A 21,921-nucleotide genomic window follows, 5' to 3' on the forward strand; every position below is an offset into this window, starting at 1 on the left:
TTTTCAAAACTGTCAGAGCATATAGTGCTTTGGCAGTTTTTTCTGTTTCATGGAGCGAATTTAATATAATTGGAAATATATAATTAAAAGTTTAATAAGAACGTTTGTTCTATTTTTGTGGTTTTCGTCCATAATAAATGTTAGAATAGCAGTACGATAAATAGTAGGAGGAACAACAGTGAAAATATTTCATACAGCTGATTGGCATTTAGGGAAACTAGTTCAAGGTGTTTACATGACAGAGGACCAAGAATACGTTTTAAACCAGTTCTTACATGCAATTGATGAAGAAAAGCCAGATGTAGTGATAATCGCAGGGGATCTATACGACAGAGCAGTACCTCCAGTTGAAGCAGTTAATTTACTAGATTCAGTTTTAGCTGAAATAGTATTAAAGAAAAAAATCCCAGTCTTAAGTATTGCGGGAAACCATGATAGCCCGACCAGAGTAGGATTTGCACAGCAATTACTAAAGGAAAGTGGCCTGTACATTGTTGGTGAACAAAGCGCATCAATTGAACCTGTCATCCTAAATGATGAGCACGGCGAGGTTCAGTTTTATTTAATTCCTTTTTCAGAGCCATCAACAGTGAAGCACGTGTTTGGTGATGACTCCATCTCAAATTACAACGATGCTATGAAAAAAATAGTTGAAGTAATAGAAGAAAAGATGGACAAGTCTAAAAGACGTGTCTTTATTGGACATGCCTTTGTAACGCCTTATGGGGAAATGGAAGAGAATACAAGTGAATCAGAACGACCTTTATTAATCGGTGGTTCTGAATATGTTAGTGCTGAACTGTTTAAATCGTTCCATTATACGGCTTTAGGCCATTTACACAAGGCACATTACGTATTAAATGAAACAATTCGATATTCAGGTTCACCATTAAAATATTCTGCATCAGAAGCAAATCATGAAAAAGGTTTTTTAATTGTTGACTTAGATGCGGATGGACAAGTCTCAGTAGAAAAAAGACCTTTTAAACCGAGACGAGATTTAAAAATTGTTGAAGGATTATTTCATGACATATTAAAACACGAACCAAGCGAAGATTATGTTTTTGTTCGTCTAACGGACCCAAATCCTGTTGTAAGTGCGATGGAACAAATCCGCTCAGTTTATCCAAATGCGATGCACGTTGAACGAAAAGCATTGCAGCAACAACTTATTACACCTGAAGGAAATATTGTTCGTCGTGAACAAATGGATGACTTGAATTTATTTAAGGCATTTTATACTGAAATAGTCGGTGAATCTCCGTCTGAAGTTCAAGTAGAGCTATTTCAAGAAATATTAAATGAGATGTTATCTGAAGAACGAGAATCTAAAGTGGAGGTGATGAGTAAATGAAGCCTATTAAGCTAACTATGCGCGCTTTTGGTCCATATAAGAAAGAAGAGACAATCGATTTTTCTAAATTACATGACAACCGACTTTTCGTAATTTCTGGAGCAACTGGGGCGGGAAAGACGACAATCTTTGATGGAATTTGTTTTGCTTTATATGGTTTAGGAAGTGGATCAGATCGAAAAGAAGTTAAGATGCTTCGTAGTGATTTTGCTGACGATGATGTTCATACAGCTGTCGAACTTATTTTTGAAATTCATAACCGAACATATAGAGTATTACGTCAAATACCTCATGTGAAAAAAGGAAATAAAAGTGCAACAGGTGAAAAATATGAGCTCTTCGAAATACTAGATAATGGAGAAGAAGTTCCAGCAGTTGAACGTCAAAAGTCAACCGATGTTAATAAAAAACTTGAGGAATTAATTGGTTTAACCTATGACCAATTCAGCCAAATCGTTATGTTGCCTCAAGGAGAATTTCGAAAATTACTTACATCTCAAACCGAAAATAAAGAAGAAATATTACGTAAAATCTTTAAAACGAATCGCTATGGTGAAATGGCAATTAAACTTGAGGCAAAAAAGCTGCATGCTGAACAAAAGCTAAATGAAGCAAAAGTCTTAAAAAACAGTTATATAAGCCAAATATCAAGTGTATTACCAAGACGTGATTCGCTTTTATTTACTCTATTAGATAAAAACTCAAACGTTTACCAAATTCAAGAAGCACTTCAGGAAGAGTTAATATATTATCAACAAAAAACTGAAGAAGATCGTAAAGTGTATGAAGATTCATCCAACCTTCACAAGCAAAAATACGAGCTGTATCTTGCGAATAAATCATTAAATGAACGAATCGATGCTTATTATCAAAAGCTTACAAAATTAGAAGCACTTGAAGAACAAAAACCATTCTTTGAAAATCTGAGAGTAGAGTACGAATCTGCAGTCCGTGCTAGTCAAATTGCACCTTTATATAACCAAGTAGTTTCAGTAGATGATGAATGCCAAATGAAACAAAAGAAATTGCTAGAGGTTAAAGAGCAATTAGACCTGTCTAAAGTGAAGCTACTTGAATCAAAAGAAAAATATGAAGAAGAGATGAAGAAAGCAGCTTTACGTGAAGAGTCTATTAAAAAAGTAATGGATTTAGAAAAGCTAATTCCTATGTTTGAAGAAATTGAAAAGCAAGTAAAAATCGTTGAACAATTACAAAATGAAGTTGAAACGAAGAAGGCGGAGCTTACAAATTCTATTAATAAACTCCAGGAGAAAAAATCAATACGTCAATCGATCGATTCATTAATTGAACAACTTGAGACAAGAACAGAAAACTTCCAATCAACTATTAATGAACAAAACTACCTAAAAGAAGTTGTACAAGCCTTAAGGCAATATGAAGTAGTACAAAATAATCTCCATCTACTTAATGATGAATTGATAATTGTTTTACAACATTTTGAGGAAGCAGAAAAGGAATATGAGCTTGAAGAAGCAAAGTGGCTAAGTAATCAGGCTGCTTTATTAGCGAAGAAATTAGTACCCGGAGAACCGTGTCCAGTTTGTGGAAGTACCGAACATCAAGTATCAATCGAAGAATTAACTGAGATGGTTGATGAAAGTTTACTTAAACAATTGAAACTGGCGCGAGAAAATAAGGGAAAACAAAAATTTGAACTTGAAGCTAAAATAAACGCAACCAATAGTCAATTAGAAACAATCAATCAAGAACTACAAAGATTGAATGTGAAAATTGAAGAAAAGGAACTTTTCCAAAGTAGATTCGAAAAAATCAATGAATTAGTTGTAGCTTTACAAAAAGATATAGAGTTACTATCTGAAAAAAGAAAACAATTAAAGACTATTGCCTCTGAGGAATCTGAATTAGAGTTACAAAAAAATGAGGTAGAACAACGCTATGTTGAAAAAAACAGTCAACTATTAGAACAAAAGACAATTTTGGAACAGAAAAAGCTATCTATACCAAGCGAAATTCATAGTTTAAATGAATTACAAGAGGCTTTAAATAAAGCAGTAGAAGTAAAATTAAAACTGATGAAGGATTTGGAAAACGCACAAAAAGTTTATCAAGATGCTCAAACTTCACTTGCAACAAATGAAGAAACATTAAATTTAATTTCTCAACAAGTGCAAGAGCTTTCTGCAAAATTAGACCTTTCAAAAGAAGAGTTCCAAACGGCATTGAAAAATGCTGGATTCGAACGCTTTGAACAATTCCAGATGGCAAAAAGATCAGAATCTGAACAACAACATCTTTACAATCAATTTATAAATTATTCAAAAGAACTGCATTCATTAACAACACAAGTAAATGAAGAAAAAGAGCAGTTAAAGGATAAAGAGAAAATCGATTTGCAAGAGGCAGAGGAACAATTAGATTTATTGAAAAGAGATTATGAACGTGCGTTACAACATTTAAACGAATCGATTAACTACGTAGATATATGTATTAGTTCTGGAGAGAAATTAAACGAAATCGCACATGAGATCGTTCAACTTGAAGAGACATCTGGTCAAATTGTAGATCTATATAATTTATTGCGCGGTCAAAACAGTAAAAAAATCTCCTTTGAACGTTATGTTCAGATGGGATACTTAGAACAAATTACAGAAGCTGCAAACATTCGATTACGAAATTTATCAAATGGTCAGTTTTATTTACAATGTTCGGAACGCCAAGAATCTCATGGTCGCCAAAGTGGATTAAGTTTAGATGTTTATGACACTTATACTGGACAATCCCGTGATGTAAAAACATTATCTGGCGGAGAGAAGTTTAATGCTTCCTTATGTTTAGCGTTAGGAATGGCAGATGTTATCCAAAGCTACCAAGGAAATGTTCAAATTGATACAATGTTTATCGATGAAGGTTTTGGTTCGCTTGATGAAGAATCCTTATTGAAAGCAATCGATACATTAATTGACCTACAAAAATCAGGTCGAATGATTGGGGTAATCTCCCATGTTGCCGAATTAAAAGCTGCCATGCCAGCTATACTCCAAGTTGAAAAACTTAAAGAAGGGTATAGTAAAACTTCTATACTAGTAAAATAACATTGTAAAAGAAAAATAAAATTACACAAAAATAAAACGAGTCCATATAACCTGTGGACTCGTTTACTACATATTACCGATATACTTTTACAGCCTGTATTAAATTCCATATGACGATTGCAATTGAAATGACAAAATAAACAGACATCCAAATCATAAAGTTGGAATAAAACGTTGCATCATAAATGGTACCGTTAAAAGAAAATAGGCTAATGAGAGCTACAAAGGAAATAACAACACCAATTACAGTTGGAATAAGATGAGATATGGATGCACGTTTTGCATGATATTTAACTTCTTGTTCTTTTGATACAAAGAATAAAATGACCGGAAGTAAAAATGGTGCAAATAAAATACTTAAATAGCTTACGGCTGATAATGTTTTAGGGTTAAACATAAGATCCCTCCAAAAAAATAAAGAAAAACTACCATTATTTTGTTTAGATGGTAATGGTTTAATACAATTATTGATATTAAATTTCATTTCTATTCGCATATAAAAATATTTCTAGGATAATTTAGATTTATTAATAATCTCAAGTAACAATTTTGTTGAGTAATTGGTCCGGGAAATTGAAGATTTCAATAATTACAATTGTGAAATACAATCAGCCTAATTTCAATGGAATAGATGTGGTATATTATATAAAGAGATTGTAGAAGGAAGGAATCATTACATGATAGTTAAAACACAAGAGGAGTTAGAAGCTCTGAAAAAAATTGGCAGAATATGTGCAGAAATTAGAGATGCGATGAAGGCAGCAACTAAACCTGGTATCACTACAAAAGAATTAGATGAAATTGCTGGTCGTATGTTTGAAGAATCTGGAGCTATTTCAGGACCAAAGGGTGAGTATGATTTCCCTGGATACACTTGCATAAGTGTGAATCATGAAGTTGCTCATGGAATTCCTGGCGAGCGTATCATTCAAGAAGGCGATATGGTAAATATCGATGTATCTGCTTCATATAATGGTTATTTTGCGGATACTGGAATTTCATTTGTTGTTGGAGAAGGCTATGAGAAACAAGAGAAACTTTGTCAGGTTGCAAAATCTGCATTTGAAAGAGCAATGACAAAAGTTAAAGCTGGCTCAAAGTTAAACCAAATTGGTAAAGCAGTTGAACGCGAAGCAAAAGATCATGGATTACATGTAATTATGAATCTAACAGGACATGGTGTTGGAAGAGCATTACATGAAGCTCCTGATCACATACTTAATTATTATGATGCTTGGGATACAACAATATTGAAAGAAGGAATGGTTTTAGCAGTAGAGCCATTTATCTCTGAAAAAGCTGAACATATTGTTGAATCTGGGGATGGCTGGACTTTTATTACACCAGATAAATCTTTAGTAGCACAAATTGAACATACGATTATAGTTACAAAAGATAAGCCAATTATTATTACAAAAATCGATTAATCAATAAAAAATCCTGTTCTCTCTAATTTATTTAGAGGAAACAGGATTTTTTTTCATAAATAAAATTCCTACAATCATTACACCACTTAAGAAAATGGCTGCTGTAGCTACTAACAATTCATCAAAACCATTGGAAATGGCAATACCTATGTAACACCAAATAAATACAATAGGAGAAGCAATATCGTGATGGTGATAACGTAGATGTAATACAATGGCAGCACCAATTGTCATTGCAAAGACACACCATAATGCATTACTTAAACCAAATCCGTGCCACTGAATATGTACTAATACATAACATATACAAAAAATGAATAAAAAGATTGTCCAACCTAAATATACTGCAATTGGGTACCTTAATTGAATCGACTTAGTTTTTAATGGATACGTCAAATATAATATAAATAATGTGACTAATTGTAATCCAAGCAAACAGAGCGACAAGATAAATTGCTCGTAATTCCAACTAAGGATTGATGTAACTTGAAATAACATGGTTAATACGAAAAGGATTGTTTGTAAATTAGTAACAGTTTGATTGTCCTTTCGTAATTTAAAATAATTGAAAACCCAAATGAAAAGAAAGACGTACACAAATATCCAAATTAAAAAGACGTAATCAGAAGGTGCGAATAATACGGGTAGTCGATTAATAATTTCAATTGTTGTATATCCATTAAGCTTTAGCAAAAAAGCATTTAATGTAATGACTGCAGCTACAATAATGGACAGAAGGATAGACATTAATCGAACCATATTTGCGTTCACTCCTTTCATTAAAATTATATACATATAAATAACATTCAACAACAATTTCCAATAACAGACAAGTTTTTGTTAAAATATAAAAGAAAATATTGGAGGAGTGACCTTCATGAAAAGAATTGAAAAGATCGATTTAACAAAACAATTAGACAAAAAACAGTACAAAGAACAATTAAAGCAACTTCAATTTGAATTATTGAATATACAACAATTTCTCTTTGAAAAAGAAATTGCACTCATACTCGTCTTTGAAGGGATGGATGCAGCCGGAAAGGGAGGTGCAATTAAAAGATTAACAGAACGACTTGACCCAAGAGGATTTGTTGTTCATCCAATCTCTGCACCAAAATTTCATGAAAAAAGATACCACTATTTACAACGATTTTGGAGAAAAATACCTCAACATGGTCAAATCGGAATTTTCGACCGTTCTTGGTATGGGAGAGTATTGGTTGAAAGAATTGAAGGTTTTGCAACCGATAAAGAATGGCAACGAGCCTATGAAGAACTCAATTCTTTTGAAAAAACATTAACAGATGAAAACTATATTTTACTGAAATTTTGGATTCATATAGATAAAGATGAACAGCTAATTCGATTCCAAAATCGCCAAAATGACCCTTACAAACAATGGAAACTAACAGATGAAGATTGGCGGAACCGTGAAAAATTTGATGAATACATAGTAGCTGCAAATGAAACTTTCCAGAAAACAGACAAAGTTCATGCACCTTGGGTATTGGTTCCAGGAAATAATAAAAATTATGCTCGCATAAAAGTATTAAAAGAAACCATTAGCTGGGTGAAACACCAACTAAATGAACGTGGTTTTCCTTTCCTTCCACATGAGTAACAAGAGGAAAACAGGAAAATAAACATATTCACATAGTTTGTGTAGCAAATTAAACTGAAATAGAATGGAAGTAACTAAAAACCACTAAAATAGAAAGGGTATATCAGGGTGGAACATGGTGAGAAAGTTTCTAAATTTACTTCAGAAAAAAGGTGATCAAGTGGTAAGAATTGAGGGGGAACGATTATTTTTAAGAACGTTCGTTGAATCAGATGCAAAAAGCTTATCTGATTTATTAACGAACAATAAATATTTCTGGTCACAATATGAGCCCTTACATGATGATTATTTTTATACGGAAGACGCTCAGTTTAGAAAAATTTTAGAAAGTATTCAGTTAATGCGTGCAAATCGTGAATATTCTTTTGGTATTTATACAAAAGGAAGACACCAACTAATGGGACATATTTCGTTGTACGCAATCAAAAGACTACCATATTCCAGTGCATTTATTGGTTACTCTATAGATGAGCGGTTTACGAGAAAAGGAATTGCGTCAGAAGCTGTAAATCACCTAGTGCGCTTTGCATTTAATGAATTGAATTTAAATCGAGTAGAAGCTTATGTTTCACCTAAAAATATCGGTTCTATTAAAGTACTCGAACGTGCTAATTTTGTACGTGAAGGGTTATTAAGAAAACTTCTTTATATCAATGGTGTTTGGGAAGATCACTATATGTATGCAATATTGAAAGATGATTATCGATTATAAATAAAAGGGAGCTCATCTTGAGTCTCCCTTGTTTTATTAGTCTTATTTAATATTTTCGTTACCATTTGAAAGTAAGTCTAGTTTGCCCGTACCTGGATCCATAACTAGTCCATGAACTGGAACTCCAGTTGGCATTAGAGGGTGGTTACGTATAATATCTACGCTTTTTAGGACACTAGTACTAACATCTCCGAAACCTCTTAACCATTCTACTAAATCAATACCAGTATAATTGACGATGTTAATAATGTCTTTATTGACACCACGTTCTACCATTTTGCCAATCATCTGTTCAGGTTCAATAGCACTCATACCACAATCATAATGACCAATAACATAAACCTCATCAGCTTTTAATTCATAAACCGCTACAAGAATACTTCTCATAACTGCTCCAAAAGGATGACTGACCTGTGCACCAGCACTCTTTACGATTTTTACGTCACCATTTCTCATGTTCATGGCTTTAGGCAAAAGTTCCACCAATCTAGTATCCATACAAGTTAAAATGACGATTTTTTTGTCAGGAAATTTAGATGTAATGAATGGTTCGTATTGTTTAAACTTAACAAATGATTCGTTAAAATTTAAAATTTCTTGAAGTGATGACATTCATATTACTTCCTTTTCAATTAGTTTTTAATACTATACCAAGAAACAATAAAAAAAGTCGACAAAATTAAATAATAAATTTTGTCGACTTTCTTAATATTATAGTTTTTCAGTTGGTTTTGGATCAATTACTACAGAAGAATGAGAATTTAATCCTACACGTAAATAGTGAATAAACATTGACATGCTAATTAATAAAACTGCCATGAATCCAGTTATAGTTGCTATAAATAAGCCCATCGTTAAACCCCTTTCTTATTAAGCCAAGTAGTCTAGAAATATTATACTATACACTTGAATGAAAATGATAGGGTAATCCCGAAAAATCTCTTGCCAATATTAGTGCATGGGTCGAAAATTTGTCATTTTATCTAATGAAAGAAAGGTAATGAGTTCAATACAAACTTCATAAGATTCATAATTTCGTCGAAATCAAAAATATTACCCTTTATACCTATTAATGAATTGTTAATAAAATCAAATAAATGTCGAAATATAAATTAAGAGAGTCATTGGAGGTTAACATATGGATATTTCTTCTTTATTGGGGTTATTACTAGCTGCAATTGCACTTATAGCTGGTATGTACTTCAAAGGTGTAACGCCTGATGTATTAATAAACCCTGCCGCAATATTAATCATCATTGTTGGGACAATTGCAGCGGTTACAATCGCATTCCCTATGAAAGAGTTAAAACGTACTCCAAAACTATTTGGAATCTTATTTAAAAATAAAAAGTTAACGAGCGATTTAGAAATAATCAAAATGTTTTCAAGTTGGGCTGATTTAGCACGCCGAGAGGGTTTATTAGCTCTTGAAAGTAAAGCTGCAGAAATTGAAGACCCATTCTTAAAAAATGGTTTAACTTTAGCGATTGATGGACAGAACGCTGATTACATACGAGATGTTTTATCTGAAGAAGTGGAAGCGATGGAGGAGCGCCATGCAAGTGGAGCCGCTATTTTCACACAAGCTGGTACATATGCTCCAACTTTAGGGGTTCTTGGGGCAGTAGTAGGTCTAATTGCAGCCTTAAGAGATATGTCGGATATGGAAAAACTAGGACATGCCATTTCTGCTGCTTTCGTTGCAACGTTACTGGGTATATTTACTGGTTATGTATTATGGCATCCATTTGCCAATAAATTAAAGCGTAAATCAGCGGAAGAAATTAGACAGAAGAGAATGATGATTGAAGGGGTATTATCTGTTCTTGAAGGAGAAGCTCCTCGTGTAATTGAACAAAAATTAGCATCTTATTTAACGATGGAAGAACGTAGAAAAATAACGGCTGAAAGCGGGGCGAACGGCCTTGGCAAAGAAAAGTAAACGTCATAAAAAGCATGAAGAGCATATTAGCGAATCATGGCTAGTGCCTTACGCTGACATTTTAACTTTATTATTAGCGTTATTTATTATCCTTTTTTCATCAAGTACAATTGATCAAAATAAATTAGAACAAATGTCTAAAGTCTTTGACCAAATATTCACTGGTGGGACAGGCTTTATGGAGGAAAATGCCATCATTGAACAAGCACCTAACTTGGAAAATTTAACTGAAGCACAGAAAGCTTACTTAGAAGATCAAGAAGCTTTAAAGGAAATCCAAGGGGAAGTCGATAATTTCATTGCTGTAAATGAATTAGAAAATAACTTTGCAACTTCTATGACCGACGAAGGTTTACTAATAACAATACGTGATAGTATATTATTTGACCCTGGAAAAGCTAATATTAAACCTGAATACATGGCAGTAGCTGACGAATTATCTCAAATTCTTACAATGGAGCCAGCGCGATATATTGTGATTACTGGACATACAGATAACGTCCCACAAGTTGGTGGTAACTTTAGTTCGAATTGGGAATTATCAGTTATGCGTGCGGTGAGTTTACTAGAAGTTATATTAGAACGTAATCCAAGTTTAGATCCTCGTTATTTTAGTGCTAAAGGATTTGGCGAGTATAATCCAATTGCTACAAATGATACGGTTGAAGGACGAGCGCAAAATAGAAGAGTTGAAGTTTTAATACAACAATTAGTGAACGAAGATGGTACAACAAATAATGTAGAATAAACTAAAGACAAAATCTCAAGCTAAAAGATAGAGTGGATTTTGTCTTTTTTTCTTTATTTTTATAAAACTTTTGTTTATAATATTAAACAGATGTTCGCAAAAATCGAGAGGGGGTTGTGGGCTTGACGGAAAAAGAGATACAGATCCTTGAAATGATTAAAAATAATCCTTATTTGTCACAGCAAGATATGGCAAAACAATTGAACATATCTCGTCCAACATTAGCAAATATAATTTCTGGGCTTATGAAAAAAGGTGAAATCATTGGACGTGCCTATATTTTGCCTGAAAAAGGTACAGTTGTTGTCGTAGGTGGAGCGAACGTAGACCGAAAATTTCACATAGTTGAAGAAGTACAATATGGAACATCGAATCCATCCACTATCTCGATTAGTGTTGGCGGTGTTGCCAGAAATATTGCTGAAAATTTAGGAAGACTTGGCCATACAGCGAAACTCATTACTTTGATGGGAAAAGATCAAGATGCAGCTTTTATAGAAGAAAAAAGTAGTGCATTTGTTGATTTTGAACTAGTTGAAAAATTAGAAGAAGAAAAAACAGGATCTTATTCCGCGATATTAAATAATAAGGGTGATTTAGTTTTAGGTTTAGCTAATATGGCTATTTATGATTCGTTATTACCCCCAATTATAAAAAAACATGAAGTTACACTACTGAATTCTAAATGTATTATCGTTGATCTTAACTGTCCAAAAGAAACGGTTGAGTATTTACGTGATATTGCGATAAATAAAAATATAGACTTTACCATTGTCCCGGTATCATCAGCAAAAATGAAAAATATGCCGGAAGATTTAAATGGAGTAACTTATTTCATCTGCAATTTAGATGAGGCAGAAACATACTTAAATAAGCGCATCGAGCAAAGCGGTGACTACGAAAAAGCAATTGAGGAACTGCTGAAAAAAGGTGCTGAAAATGTCGTTTTAACAATTGGAGACAAAGGTGTTTATATAGGGAATTCCTCAGGTATTAAACATTTAGAAGCAATTAAAGCAAATGAAGTAAACGATGTTACAGGTGCAGGAGATGCCTTTGTAGGTGCAACAATGCATGGCATTTTAGTCGGTGAAACATTTGAAGAGGCAGTTCAATTAGGTTTATATAACGCATCGAAAACAATTGAATCGGATTACACAGTAAGACAAGACTTAACAGTCGATGAATTGAATAATTGGAGGAATTTATAATGGAAAAATATTTATCATATTCACAAGAAGTATTAGAAGCGAAAGAAAAAGGTTTACCGATTGTTGCATTAGAATCAACAATTATTTCACATGGTATGCCTTATCCACAAAACGTTCAAACAGCACGTGAAGTAGAAGACATTGTACGTTCATACGGAGCTGTTCCAGCAACAATTGCTATTATTGATGGGAAAATTAAAATCGGTTTAACTGATGAAGAACTTGAAATGTTTGGTAATGCAAAAGATGTAGCGAAAGCATCTAGAAGAGATTTAGGTTACTTAGTGGCTACAAAAAAATTAGGTGCGACAACAGTTGCTGCGACAATGATTGCTGCAGAATTAGCAGGTATTGAATTGTTTGTAACTGGAGGAATCGGAGGGGTTCACCGCGGTGCGGAAACAACAATGGATATTTCTGCTGACTTAGAAGAATTAGCACAAACAAATGTAGCTGTAGTATGTGCAGGTGCAAAATCAATCCTAGATTTAGGTTTAACTCTTGAATATCTAGAAACAAAAGGTGTTCCGGTGATTGGGTATGGTACAGATACATTGCCTGCATTTTTCACAAGAGCAAGTGAATTTGGCTTAACTTTAAGAGCTGACACGCCAGATGAAGTTGCAAACACTATGCGTGCAAAATGGGATCTTGGCTTAAAAGGTGGAGCTGTAATTGCAAATCCAATTCCTGAAGAAGATGCGATGGATCCATCATTTATCAATGGAATTATCGAAAATGCTCTTAAAGAAGCAGATGAAAAAGGCATTAAAGGGAAAGATGTTACACCATTTATGCTAGGAAAAGTTAAAGAATTAACTGAAGGTAAATCATTAGAAGCAAACATAGCTTTAGTAAAAAATAATGCTAGAATCGGTACTCAAATTGCCGTTGCATTACAAAAAAATAAAAAATAATTTGCGAATCCTTTACTTAAATTGCATTGGTTAGATTGCAAAAAAAGAAGTTCTAATAGGGTGTAAAAAACTCCTTGTTGGCGAAAGCTAAGACAGGAAAGTTACGAGCCCATATTAGAACTTCTTTTAAATTAATGCTTTATTTTCTTAGTAAGCCTAGTTCTGAAACAATTGCCTGCATTTCACTAGGGCTAAATGAGTTGCGTTTCATTACCATCTCGTATAGGTAATGAATGTCTTCATAACTGTCTTCATTAAATTGTTCAGAATTCATGGCATCCACATTAACCATACGAAGTTTTTCTTTAATTTGCTCAATCATGAAAACAACATTTTCTTTTGTAGGGTTCGATAAATCCATTTCATAATCCGCCTTTCATATTTACTTAAGTATCATTTCATTTCAAAAGCAAGATGTCAATAATATCGTAACCCTTATGGTGCTCACTTTCAAAAAACATGAAATTTATTTAAAATGTTAAATGAAAGATATATCCCCAATAAAAGGGAACGAATGAATATTTCCAAACAGGAGGTTTTATAAATGAGTCAAAGTAAATTAGTAAAATCAATGATTGCAGGCGCTTTAATAGGAGCAGCTATTAGTATGTTTGACCGGAAATCAAGAGAACATACGATACAAGGTTTGAAAAAAGCGAAAGATACAGTTCAATATTATGCGACACATCGAGAAGAACTACAGCAAATAATTGAACATAAAATGGCGCAAGTTCAAAAGCTTTATGAAACTACACAAGATAATGTTTCATTTATAAAAGATAAAATAGACGAAGTTAAAGAAATTCCGATTGCAGTACAAGATATTATGGATGAAACAAAAACAACCTTTACTAAACCAATTAACTAACATTCGTCAAGGTGAAAGGAAGTGGGATAGATGGTGAGTGAAGACAAAAAATTACCAGCAAAAAAAGGTCTAAACTGGATCACTTCTTTCCTTTTTCCTGAAAAATCTAAAGTAGATATCACTACATTTAAAGGTTTAATACAAGATTTAATTCTGCGTATGTATGCTGTTGATGTATCAGGATTAGGCGCACAATTGGCGTATTTCTTTTTACTATCATTTTTTCCATTATTAATCTTCCTAGTGGCTTTACTTCCGTTATTAAATTTAAATCATGAACACGTTTTTGATTTTATGCAAAGTATTGTACCTACTGAAGTTTTTTTACTCACTCAAGGAGCACTTGTTGATATTTTAACAAGTACTAATAATGGAGGAATATTATCAATCAGTATAATAGGGACAATATGGTCAGCCTCTAGAGGTGTTAACGCTTTAATAAAAGCATTAAACGAAGCCTATGAAACAGAACCGAAAAACGGTTTTATTGTCAGAGCTTGGTCAATTGTTTTTACGATTGCTTTAGTTACGATTATACTAATTGCACTAACAATCCCGATATTTGGTTTTAGATACGGTTATCAATTTTTCGAAAATTTAGGTGTCGAAGCTTCATTTATTACTATTTGGACAAATATACAGTTGTTTCTACCCCCATTACTCATTTTTATTGTTTTGTTATTGCTATATTGGATAGTGCCAAATATAGAACCAAGATTAAAAATCTTAAGTGTACTACCAGGAACAATGTTTTCAACAGTGGCATGGGTTGTACTAATTTATGCTTTTTCTTATTACATTAACAACTTTGGAAATATTTTTTCTACTTATGGAAGCATTGCAAGTGTCATTGTATTAATGCTCTGGTTGTATTTTACTGGTATGATTTTAATTTATGGCGGGCTAATAAATGCAACGTTTCAAAGTCGAAGATTGGCTATGAAAGAAAGAAAAAAGTAACTAATAAACAGCTTTCGTAACGGTGGGTTCCTTGCGAAAGCTGTTTTTCATCCTATTTTTTGGTTTTAACGAATATGTAGTGGTTGCAATTATAATTTATTTATGTATAATAATGACTAGTTGACCGAATTTGGATTTTAGTCATTTTATTGGAGGAATGCTTGTGGATCGTAGACAAGAAATATTGCTTGGTGCGACAAAGTCTTTTTCCATGTTTGGATATAAAGCTACGACTATGGAGCAAGTAGCTAAAATTTCGAATGTTGGAAAAGGAACAATCTATAATTTCTTTACAAATAAGGAAGAACTTTTACAAGAAGTTGTTATTTCTATGATTCGTGACATGAAAGCAGAGGCAGACCAAACGATATCGCCTGATGCGAGCTTTATAGAGAATGCTCACAATGGGTTAATGAAGATGCTTCAATTTAGAGAACAGCATTTATTGTTTGCAAAGTTAATTGAAGAGGAAAAGGCAATGCAAACACCAGCTGTAAAACAGATGCTCATGAAAATAGAAGAAGAGATTGTTACTTATATAGCAAACCGTATTCAAATAGGGATTAATAAGAACGAAATACGACCATGTAATACTAAGCTTGTTGGTTATCTATTATTAAAATCGTATTTGGCGATGGTTGTTGATTGGCAACTAACACATGAAGAAACGCTTCATGAAGAGGAAATTTTGGGACTCTTTAAAGAAACGATATTTCGAGGGCTAGCCATAGCACCTTAAATTTGTTTTCTATAGGAAAACAAATTTTTTATCCAATAAAATGACTGATTGACAGGTTTGGTCACTTAGTTTCGAGGAGATGATATTTTGTTAAAGGCAGAATGGTTAAAAATTTTTAAAACGAGAAAAATGCTCATTTCAGTAATCGCGATATTATTTATTCCGGTATTATATAGCGGCATGTTCCTGTGGGCATTTTGGGACCCATATGCAAACTTAAATAGCATGCCTGTTGCTATTCTAAACGAAGATACTGGTGCAACGATGGAAGGAGAGCATCTTGCACTTGGTGATGAGGTAACGAAAAAACTTATAGATAGTAAACAATTTCATTTTATAGAAGTTGATGCAGACAAAGCAGAGGAACAGTTAAAGAATCAGGAATATTATATTTTAATAAAAATTCCAGAGAACTTTTCACAACATGCAACAACTTTACTTGATGAAAATCCAGAGAAGTTAACGATTGAGTATATTCCAAACGAAGGGTATAACTTCTTAGGTGCACAAATCGGTGATACAGCTATGGAACGAGTGAAGTCAGAGGTAAATACGCAAGTCTCTAAAACATATGCTGAAAAATTATTTACATCAATTACTGAATTAGGTGATGGAGTAATAGCGGCCGCAGATGGCGCAGGAAAAATCGATGAAGGAGCTCAAAAAGTTACTGAGGGTGCAGAAGATTTACATGGGTATTTAGAACAACTAGCTGCAAGTACAATTGAGCTTTCTGATGGCTCAAAAACATTACAAGAAGGTATGCAATCAGCAGCAGTTGGCTCATCTCAGTTGTTAGATGGTATTAAGCAACTTCAAAACGGTACGTCTCCTTTATTGGATGGTGCAAATGCAGCAAGTGCAGGTGCCAAACAATTGCAACAAGGTATCACGGATTATACAGATGGAGTGGCACAATTATCAGAAGGACAAAAACAAGTTACTGATGGTGGTCAAGAGTTAGCTACAAATTTACAATTGCTAGCTAATGGAACAGAAAACCTTGACGACAAAATTGCATCTCTTGCTGCAGGTTCCGAAGCGATCACAAGTGGAATAGAACAGTTAACTGAAGCGCTACAACCGGTTCTAGCAAACTTACCAGAGGCAAATAAGCAGGAACTTCTCCAAACATTGGCTCAACTTCAAGCAGGTAGTTCAGAAGTTAGTAATGGATTAGGTCAGCTAAAAGAGGGTACGGCTGGTATTGATGATAACATCGCAGCACTATCAGAAGGTGCTTCAAGTTTAAATGAAGGCAACCTACAAGTTTCTGCAGGTATTGACCAATTAATAAATAATTCGGACGCATTAATATCAGGTGTTACAAGCCTAGCTGATGGCAACGCTAAATTAGCTAACGGGTTACAACAATTAGCAACTGGTGCAGATAGTGCAGTTGCGGGTGCTAATGACTTAACATCAGGTATTAATCAATTAGTAGATGGAACAAACCAAATGACAGATGGTACAACTTTACTCTCAGAAAAAACAGGTGAACTTGCAGAAGGATCTACTTCATTAGTTGACGGATCAAAGGAATTAACAGACGGTACATCAACGTTATCTGGAAAACTATCGGAAGCTAGTGGAAATGTAGACATTAATGTATCAGATGATAATTACGATATGATGGCTGCACCGGTGGAAGTGGAGAAAACTTCTGTAAATCATGTTCCTAACTACGGAACTGGTTTTGCACCATACTTTATATCTTTAGGGTTATTTGTTGGTGCATTATTAGTATCGATTGTGTTCCCATTAGTTGAACCAGCAACTCGTCCAACAAGTGGGTTTAAGTGGTTTATTAGTAAAGTATCTGTATTGGCTGTAATTGGTATTATCCAATCAGTAATTACAGCAATCGTTGTAATTGGTGTGCTAGGCTTAGAAGTCAACAATTTACTGTTATTCATGGGTACAAGTATTCTTACTAGCTTTACATTCCTAGCATTGATTCAGTTACTAGTTTCTGTTATGGGTGACCCAGGACGATTCGTTGCAATCCTGATTTTAATTTTACAATTAACAACTAGTGCAGGTACATTCCCATTAGAATTAGTTCCTAGTCAATTGCATATCTTTAATGCATTTTTACCAATGACATTCTCAGTACAGGCATTTAAAGCGGCAATTTCAACGGGTGATACATCATTCTTAATGTATAACTGGTCAATTTTAAGTATTTTTGTGGTGGTATGTTTAGCACTAACTTTAGGTTATTTCACTTTACTAGTGAAAAAACGTCACTCTAAACAAGCTAATGTTGAACAACATGCATAAAGCGATTTGAAAAAATAAGAAACCGAACTATTTAACGAAACTCTAAATTGTGTTTCGTAGTAGCTCGGTTTTTTATTTCTTATTAATGTGTCTTGTAATCTGACGTTTCCGCTTGAATGAATCTTTCTGAGATCATAAAAAAACTCGTAAGAAATCAAGTTAATTTCTTACGAGTAAATTATGGCCTCTGTCAAGTAGCCTATCAAGCTACAGAGATCTTACTTATAAATTAGAATACACGCTCTTGGTATTGAGAAAGTTTTTCTAACGATGATTTTTCAACATCAGCGTGTAAAGAGTTACCATGAGAGTCCATTGTTACAACCGCTGTGAAGTCCTCAACAGTTAAGTGCCACATTGCTTCTGGAATACCAAATTCCATTAAATCTACGCCGTCTACAGATTTGATACAGTCAGCATAGTATTGAGCTGCTCCACCGATTGCATTTAAGTAAACGCCGCCATGTTCTTGTAATGCAGCAAGAGTTTTTCGTCCCATACCACCTTTACCAATTACAGCACGAATACCGAATTTTTTCATGATATCTCCTTGGTAAGGCTCCTCACGAATAGAAGTTGTTGGTCCTGCAGCTTTAACTGTCCAGTTACCATTTTCATCTTTTGCCATTACAGGCCCACAGTGATAAATAACTTGACCATTTAAGTCAACAGGAGCATCGTGACTCATTAAGTGGTGGTGAATTGCGTCACGGCCAGTGTACATACGTCCGCTAATTTTTACCACGTCCCCAACTTTTAACTCACGAATTTGTTCTTCTGTAATAGGTGCTTTTAGTTCTACTACTTTACTTTCAGAGTTAGAGTTACTTTCAGTTTTTTCTTCATCACGGAAAGTAATTCTTTCACCATCTTGATAATGCCATTTTTTAATTTCTCCAGTAGTTGGATCGATATCGATTGCCATACGACGGTATGCCCAACAGTTATAAGCAACTGAAACGAAGAATGAAGCTGGTAGACGGTGACCTACTCCAATTTTACAACCTAATAATGTAGCTTCACCACCGAATCCCATTGTTCCTACACCGAGAGTATTTGCTTTTTCAACGATATATTCTTCTAATTTTGCAAGATCTTCATTTGGATTTACATCATCAACAGCACGGAATAATTGATCTTTTGCTAGGTCATATCCAGATGAACGGTCTCCACCAATACCTACTCCGATGAAACCTGCAGAACAACCTTGTCCTTGAGCTTGCCATACAGAGTGAAGGATACATTTACGAATACCATCTAAATCACGACCAGCACGGCCAAGACCTTCTAATTCACAAGGTAAGCTATATTGGATATTTTTGTTTTCACAACCGCCACCTTTAAGAATTAGCTTTACTTCTATGTAATCGTTTTCCCATTGTTCAAATTTAATAACAGGGAAGTTATCACCTAAGTTGTTTCCACTGTTTTTACCTGTTAATGAGTCAACAGCATTTGGACGTAATTTTGCATCTTTTGAAGCTTGTACAATTGCATTTTTTATAGCAGCTTTAATTTCTAATTGGTTAACGCCTACAGGAGTTTTTACTTTGAAAGTTGGTAAACCTGTGTCCTGGCAAATTGGAGATACATTATCTTCTGCCATTACAATATTGTTTGTAATTGTTGCTAAACTCATTGCAGCACGAGTACCAGCATTTTCTGCATCTTTTGCTTTTTTAATAGCACGACGTACGTCGGTAGGTAGATTAGTTGAAGTTTCGCTCACTAAATCATAAAGACTTTTCTCTAAAGTCTGTAAATAAGAAGTTGCCACTTGTGACATTATTTTGTTCCCCCCATATATTTAGCTATATTGGTAATCCAAATATTATTATACTCCTTTAAATCTATGAATAAAAGTCTCGTAAAATTATATATCTTGAAATAAAAAGAGAATGTCTAAAATGTTGTTGCACATTTAAGACATTCTCTTGAATTTTATGATGATTTTTTGCTAAACACAAGGGTAGTCACATTAAAATGTGGCGACCATCTCCGTATTGCACATCATGTAAAGACTTTTTTGAGAAAACATTATTCCTTTGTAAATTTATTGCGATTGTTAAATAATTCAATTTTCTCTTCGACATCATTGATCATTTGAATTAAATTATCTATATCTTCAAGACTTGTAGTTTCAGGATCAATTGCTTCTAATACTTCAAGGAACATTTGAAGGCGTTCTTTTAAATAACTGATTTGAGAATCTTTATCTGTGATTGGATTGGACATTTTTTAAATTCACCTCATTTAATTGTAACATCGCTAATTATAGCATGTTCATTAAAATGAGAAGAATAAGTATTTGACTAAATTAAAAACAAATAAAATAATTTGTTATCAGAATATTTACAATATTTAAACAATGTGGTAAAATAATAACAAATATTACGAAGGAGATGATCAAAGAAAAAAATGCTCACTCTAAAACGAAAAGGAGGGAGTTTAAACGTTTTTCGGCGATCATTGCCGGATTTGTAGTTTAAATGAACGATGGTGAAATGTAAAATGTAAACCCTAGTGAATGGATGAAGTCATTCAGTGCTAGGGTTTTTTTGTTTGTGTTTGAAAATGTGTGGGTGTTGTTGTTGTTTGTGGGGGTGTTAGGATTGGAGAATAACTGCATCAGAATTACGAATACGTTTCGGGTTGGCGAATACTTTCAAGAAATCGGTGAATAAATGCTTCAAATCGGCGAATAACAGCTTCGAATTGGCGAATATAACCACAAATCTGGCGAATAACTCCAATAATAATCCAAAATGATTCCAATCTTAACTTAATTTTTATCGAAAATACGAGGCTTTACGTGAACGATGTGTTAACATATTTACGTATATTAACAGTTATTCGGAGGACAAGCATGAATTTAGCAGTAAACAATGAGCAACGACGGTTTTGGACGTTAGTTATCATTGTATCGATTTCAGGATTTTCACAAGGAATGTTATTGCCGCTTATTTCCATTATTTTTGAAACGGATGGAGTTTCTTCTACACTAAATGGGTTAAATGCGACAGGTTTATACATAGGTACATTATTAATTTCCCCATTTGTTGAGCAACCATTAAGAAAATTTGGTTATAAACCAATTATTATCGGTGGTGGGGCAGTTGTATTTATATCCCTTTTAATGTTCCCCTTATGGAAGCATGTTGTGTTTTGGTTTATTTTACGATTACTTATTGGGATTGGAGATCATTGTTTGCATTTTGCGACGCAAACGTGGTTAACAAGCTCAGCTCCACAAGGAAAACTGGGTAAGAGCATGGCTATATACGGATTATCTTTCGGAGTAGGTTTTGCTGTAGGTCCGTTAATGACACCACTGGTACGAGTTTCTGAATCGTTTCCATTTATAGTTTCATCGCTCCTATGTTTAATGGCATGGTCACTTGTATTTTTCATACAAAATGAACACCCTGAAGTTCTTGCGGGAGACGCGAAAGGCTCTAATAGTTTTACTCGATATAAGCTGTCTTTTAAATATGCATGGATTGCGTTTTTGCCACCATTTGCTTATGGAGTTTTGGAAACTTCAATCAATGCATTATTCCCGGTTTATGCGCTTCGAATGAATTATGATCTAACGATGGTTTCTATGATTATCTCAGCCTTTTCAGTTGGTGGGATCATCACTCAAGTCCCGCTTGGTCTATTAGGAGACCGAATTGGAAGAAGAAATGTACTATTAATAGCATTAGCAGTAGGGACAATCGGATTTGGATTAGGTAGTTTTCTAGAGTTCTCTGAAATCCTTGTTGGGGTCATATTCTTTGTTAGTGGAATGTTCCTTGGGTCAACTTTTTCACTAGGAATTACTTACATGGCAGATTTAACACCGAAAGAATTACTTCCAACAGGAAATTTATTATGTGGTATTTTCTTCAGCATAGGGAGCTTGATGGGACCATTTATCGGTGGATTGTATTTACAAGTCATCGAGGGGATTAGTTTCCTAATTTTTATGGCAGTTGTTCTACTATTAATCTTCTTAACCGTTCTATTATTTGGTAAAAAATTTAAAGTGTTAACATAAGGTAGGGTTCACCCTACCTTAAT

The 21,921-nt window shown here is 34.0% G+C and carries 21 protein-coding genes; 14 read left to right on the forward strand and 7 right to left on the reverse strand.

The annotated features are described in order from the left end of the window. Positions 1-178 precede the first annotated feature (178 nt). Both ACOQFO_RS04415 and ACOQFO_RS04420 read left to right on the forward strand, forming a co-directional pair. Positions 179-1,354, forward strand: coding sequence for an exonuclease SbcCD subunit D (locus ACOQFO_RS04415; RefSeq protein WP_421688491.1), 1,176 nt, complete (start codon positions 179-181; stop codon positions 1,352-1,354). Then, positions 1,351-4,428, forward strand: coding sequence for an AAA family ATPase (locus ACOQFO_RS04420; protein WP_421688492.1), 3,078 nt, complete (start codon positions 1,351-1,353; stop codon positions 4,426-4,428). Before ACOQFO_RS04415 ends, ACOQFO_RS04420 begins: the two co-directional genes overlap by 4 nt. Positions 4,429-4,501: 73 nt before the next feature. On the opposite strand, the gene ACOQFO_RS04425 is transcribed toward ACOQFO_RS04420, so the two are convergent. Then, positions 4,502-4,825 carry a DUF4870 domain-containing protein gene (locus ACOQFO_RS04425; protein WP_421688493.1) on the reverse strand — a complete coding sequence of 108 codons (324 nt, stop codon included), beginning with the start codon at positions 4,823-4,825 and terminating at the stop codon, positions 4,502-4,504. 280 nt (positions 4,826-5,105) lie between these two features. Here ACOQFO_RS04425 and map point away from each other — a divergent pair, with 280 nt between their 5' ends. Continuing rightward, positions 5,106-5,855, forward strand: coding sequence for a type I methionyl aminopeptidase (gene map, locus ACOQFO_RS04430; protein WP_421688494.1), 750 nt, complete (start codon positions 5,106-5,108; stop codon positions 5,853-5,855). A gap of 27 nt (positions 5,856-5,882) precedes the next feature. On the opposite strand, the gene ACOQFO_RS04435 is transcribed toward map, so the two are convergent. Further along, the gene (locus ACOQFO_RS04435; RefSeq protein ID WP_421688495.1) at positions 5,883-6,614 is read right to left on the reverse strand and encodes a tryptophan-rich sensory protein; all 732 of its coding nucleotides are present in this window, start codon (positions 6,612-6,614) and stop codon (positions 5,883-5,885) included. A 118-nt stretch (positions 6,615-6,732) separates the two neighbouring features. Here ACOQFO_RS04435 and ACOQFO_RS04440 point away from each other — a divergent pair, with 118 nt between their 5' ends. Both ACOQFO_RS04440 and ACOQFO_RS04445 read left to right on the forward strand, forming a co-directional pair. Beyond that, entirely contained in the window at positions 6,733-7,476 is a 744-nt protein-coding gene (locus ACOQFO_RS04440) for a hypothetical protein (protein WP_421688496.1), read from the forward strand. A 115-nt stretch (positions 7,477-7,591) separates the two neighbouring features. Beyond that, positions 7,592-8,188, forward strand: a complete 597-nt coding sequence (locus tag ACOQFO_RS04445) for a GNAT family N-acetyltransferase (protein ID WP_421688497.1) — start codon at positions 7,592-7,594, stop codon at positions 8,186-8,188. Positions 8,189-8,230: 42 nt separating this feature from the next. Here ACOQFO_RS04445 and ACOQFO_RS04450 read toward each other — a convergent pair whose 3' ends face one another. Together ACOQFO_RS04450 and ACOQFO_RS04455 are read right to left on the reverse strand one after the other, a co-directional pair. Then, positions 8,231-8,800, reverse strand: coding sequence for a beta-class carbonic anhydrase (locus ACOQFO_RS04450; protein WP_421688498.1), 570 nt, complete (start codon positions 8,798-8,800; stop codon positions 8,231-8,233). A gap of 99 nt (positions 8,801-8,899) precedes the next feature. Beyond that, positions 8,900-9,040 carry a hypothetical protein gene (locus ACOQFO_RS04455; protein ID WP_421688499.1) on the reverse strand — a complete coding sequence of 47 codons (141 nt, stop codon included), beginning with the start codon at positions 9,038-9,040 and terminating at the stop codon, positions 8,900-8,902. A 286-nt stretch (positions 9,041-9,326) separates the two neighbouring features. Here ACOQFO_RS04455 and motA point away from each other — a divergent pair, with 286 nt between their 5' ends. The 4 genes from motA to ACOQFO_RS04475 all read left to right on the forward strand — a co-directional run bounded on the left by motA (position 9,327) and on the right by ACOQFO_RS04475 (position 13,006). Next, the gene (motA, locus tag ACOQFO_RS04460) at positions 9,327-10,130 is read left to right on the forward strand and encodes a flagellar motor stator protein MotA (RefSeq protein WP_421688500.1); all 804 of its coding nucleotides are present in this window, start codon (positions 9,327-9,329) and stop codon (positions 10,128-10,130) included. After that, positions 10,114-10,878, forward strand: a complete 765-nt coding sequence (gene motB / locus ACOQFO_RS04465) for a flagellar motor protein MotB (protein WP_421688501.1) — start codon at positions 10,114-10,116, stop codon at positions 10,876-10,878. Before motA ends, motB begins: the two co-directional genes overlap by 17 nt. Before the next feature lie 116 nt (positions 10,879-10,994). Continuing rightward, positions 10,995-12,089, forward strand: coding sequence for a PfkB family carbohydrate kinase (locus tag ACOQFO_RS04470; RefSeq protein WP_421688502.1), 1,095 nt, complete (start codon positions 10,995-10,997; stop codon positions 12,087-12,089). Next, a complete protein-coding gene (locus ACOQFO_RS04475) occupies positions 12,089-13,006 on the forward strand; it encodes a pseudouridine-5'-phosphate glycosidase (RefSeq protein ID WP_421688503.1) in 918 nt (305 codons plus the stop codon). Before ACOQFO_RS04470 ends, ACOQFO_RS04475 begins: the two co-directional genes overlap by 1 nt. Positions 13,007-13,145: 139 nt before the next feature. On the opposite strand, the gene ACOQFO_RS04480 is transcribed toward ACOQFO_RS04475, so the two are convergent. After that, positions 13,146-13,367: a DUF1128 domain-containing protein gene (locus ACOQFO_RS04480; RefSeq protein ID WP_421688504.1), complete on the reverse strand. Its 222-nt coding sequence runs from the start codon at positions 13,365-13,367 to the stop codon at positions 13,146-13,148. A 183-nt stretch (positions 13,368-13,550) separates the two neighbouring features. On the opposite strand from ACOQFO_RS04480, the gene ACOQFO_RS04485 reads away from it, so the two are divergent. The 4 genes from ACOQFO_RS04485 (at position 13,551) to ACOQFO_RS04500 (ending at position 17,856) form a co-directional block, all read left to right on the forward strand. Continuing rightward, positions 13,551-13,874, forward strand: coding sequence for a YtxH domain-containing protein (locus tag ACOQFO_RS04485; RefSeq protein WP_421688505.1), 324 nt, complete (start codon positions 13,551-13,553; stop codon positions 13,872-13,874). A gap of 30 nt (positions 13,875-13,904) precedes the next feature. Further along, positions 13,905-14,834 carry a YihY/virulence factor BrkB family protein gene (locus ACOQFO_RS04490; protein WP_421688506.1) on the forward strand — a complete coding sequence of 310 codons (930 nt, stop codon included), beginning with the start codon at positions 13,905-13,907 and terminating at the stop codon, positions 14,832-14,834. Between the two features lie 163 nt (positions 14,835-14,997). Beyond that, complete coding sequence (locus tag ACOQFO_RS04495) at positions 14,998-15,573, forward strand: TetR/AcrR family transcriptional regulator (protein ID WP_421688507.1); 576 nt, start codon at positions 14,998-15,000, stop codon at positions 15,571-15,573. An 87-nt stretch (positions 15,574-15,660) separates the two neighbouring features. Beyond that, on the forward strand, positions 15,661-17,856 hold the full coding sequence (locus tag ACOQFO_RS04500; RefSeq protein WP_421688508.1) for a YhgE/Pip family protein: 2,196 nt from the start codon (positions 15,661-15,663) through the stop codon (positions 17,854-17,856). Positions 17,857-18,085: 229 nt separating this feature from the next. On the opposite strand, the gene ACOQFO_RS04505 is transcribed toward ACOQFO_RS04500, so the two are convergent. Both ACOQFO_RS04505 and ACOQFO_RS04510 read right to left on the reverse strand, forming a co-directional pair. Beyond that, positions 18,086-19,642 (reverse strand): fumarate hydratase, encoded by a 1,557-nt coding sequence (locus ACOQFO_RS04505; RefSeq protein ID WP_421688509.1) that lies wholly within the window; start codon positions 19,640-19,642, stop codon positions 18,086-18,088. Positions 19,643-19,893: 251 nt separating this feature from the next. Further along, positions 19,894-20,091 carry an SE1561 family protein gene (locus ACOQFO_RS04510; RefSeq protein ID WP_421688510.1) on the reverse strand — a complete coding sequence of 66 codons (198 nt, stop codon included), beginning with the start codon at positions 20,089-20,091 and terminating at the stop codon, positions 19,894-19,896. Between the two features lie 631 nt (positions 20,092-20,722). On the opposite strand from ACOQFO_RS04510, the gene ACOQFO_RS04515 reads away from it, so the two are divergent. After that, on the forward strand, positions 20,723-21,898 hold the full coding sequence (locus ACOQFO_RS04515) for an MFS transporter (protein ID WP_421688511.1): 1,176 nt from the start codon (positions 20,723-20,725) through the stop codon (positions 21,896-21,898). Positions 21,899-21,921: the final 23 nt, after the last annotated feature.

This window comes from Ureibacillus sp. MALMAid1270, assembly GCF_049202975.1.
Classification (GTDB): domain Bacteria; phylum Bacillota; class Bacilli; order Bacillales_A; family Planococcaceae; genus Ureibacillus.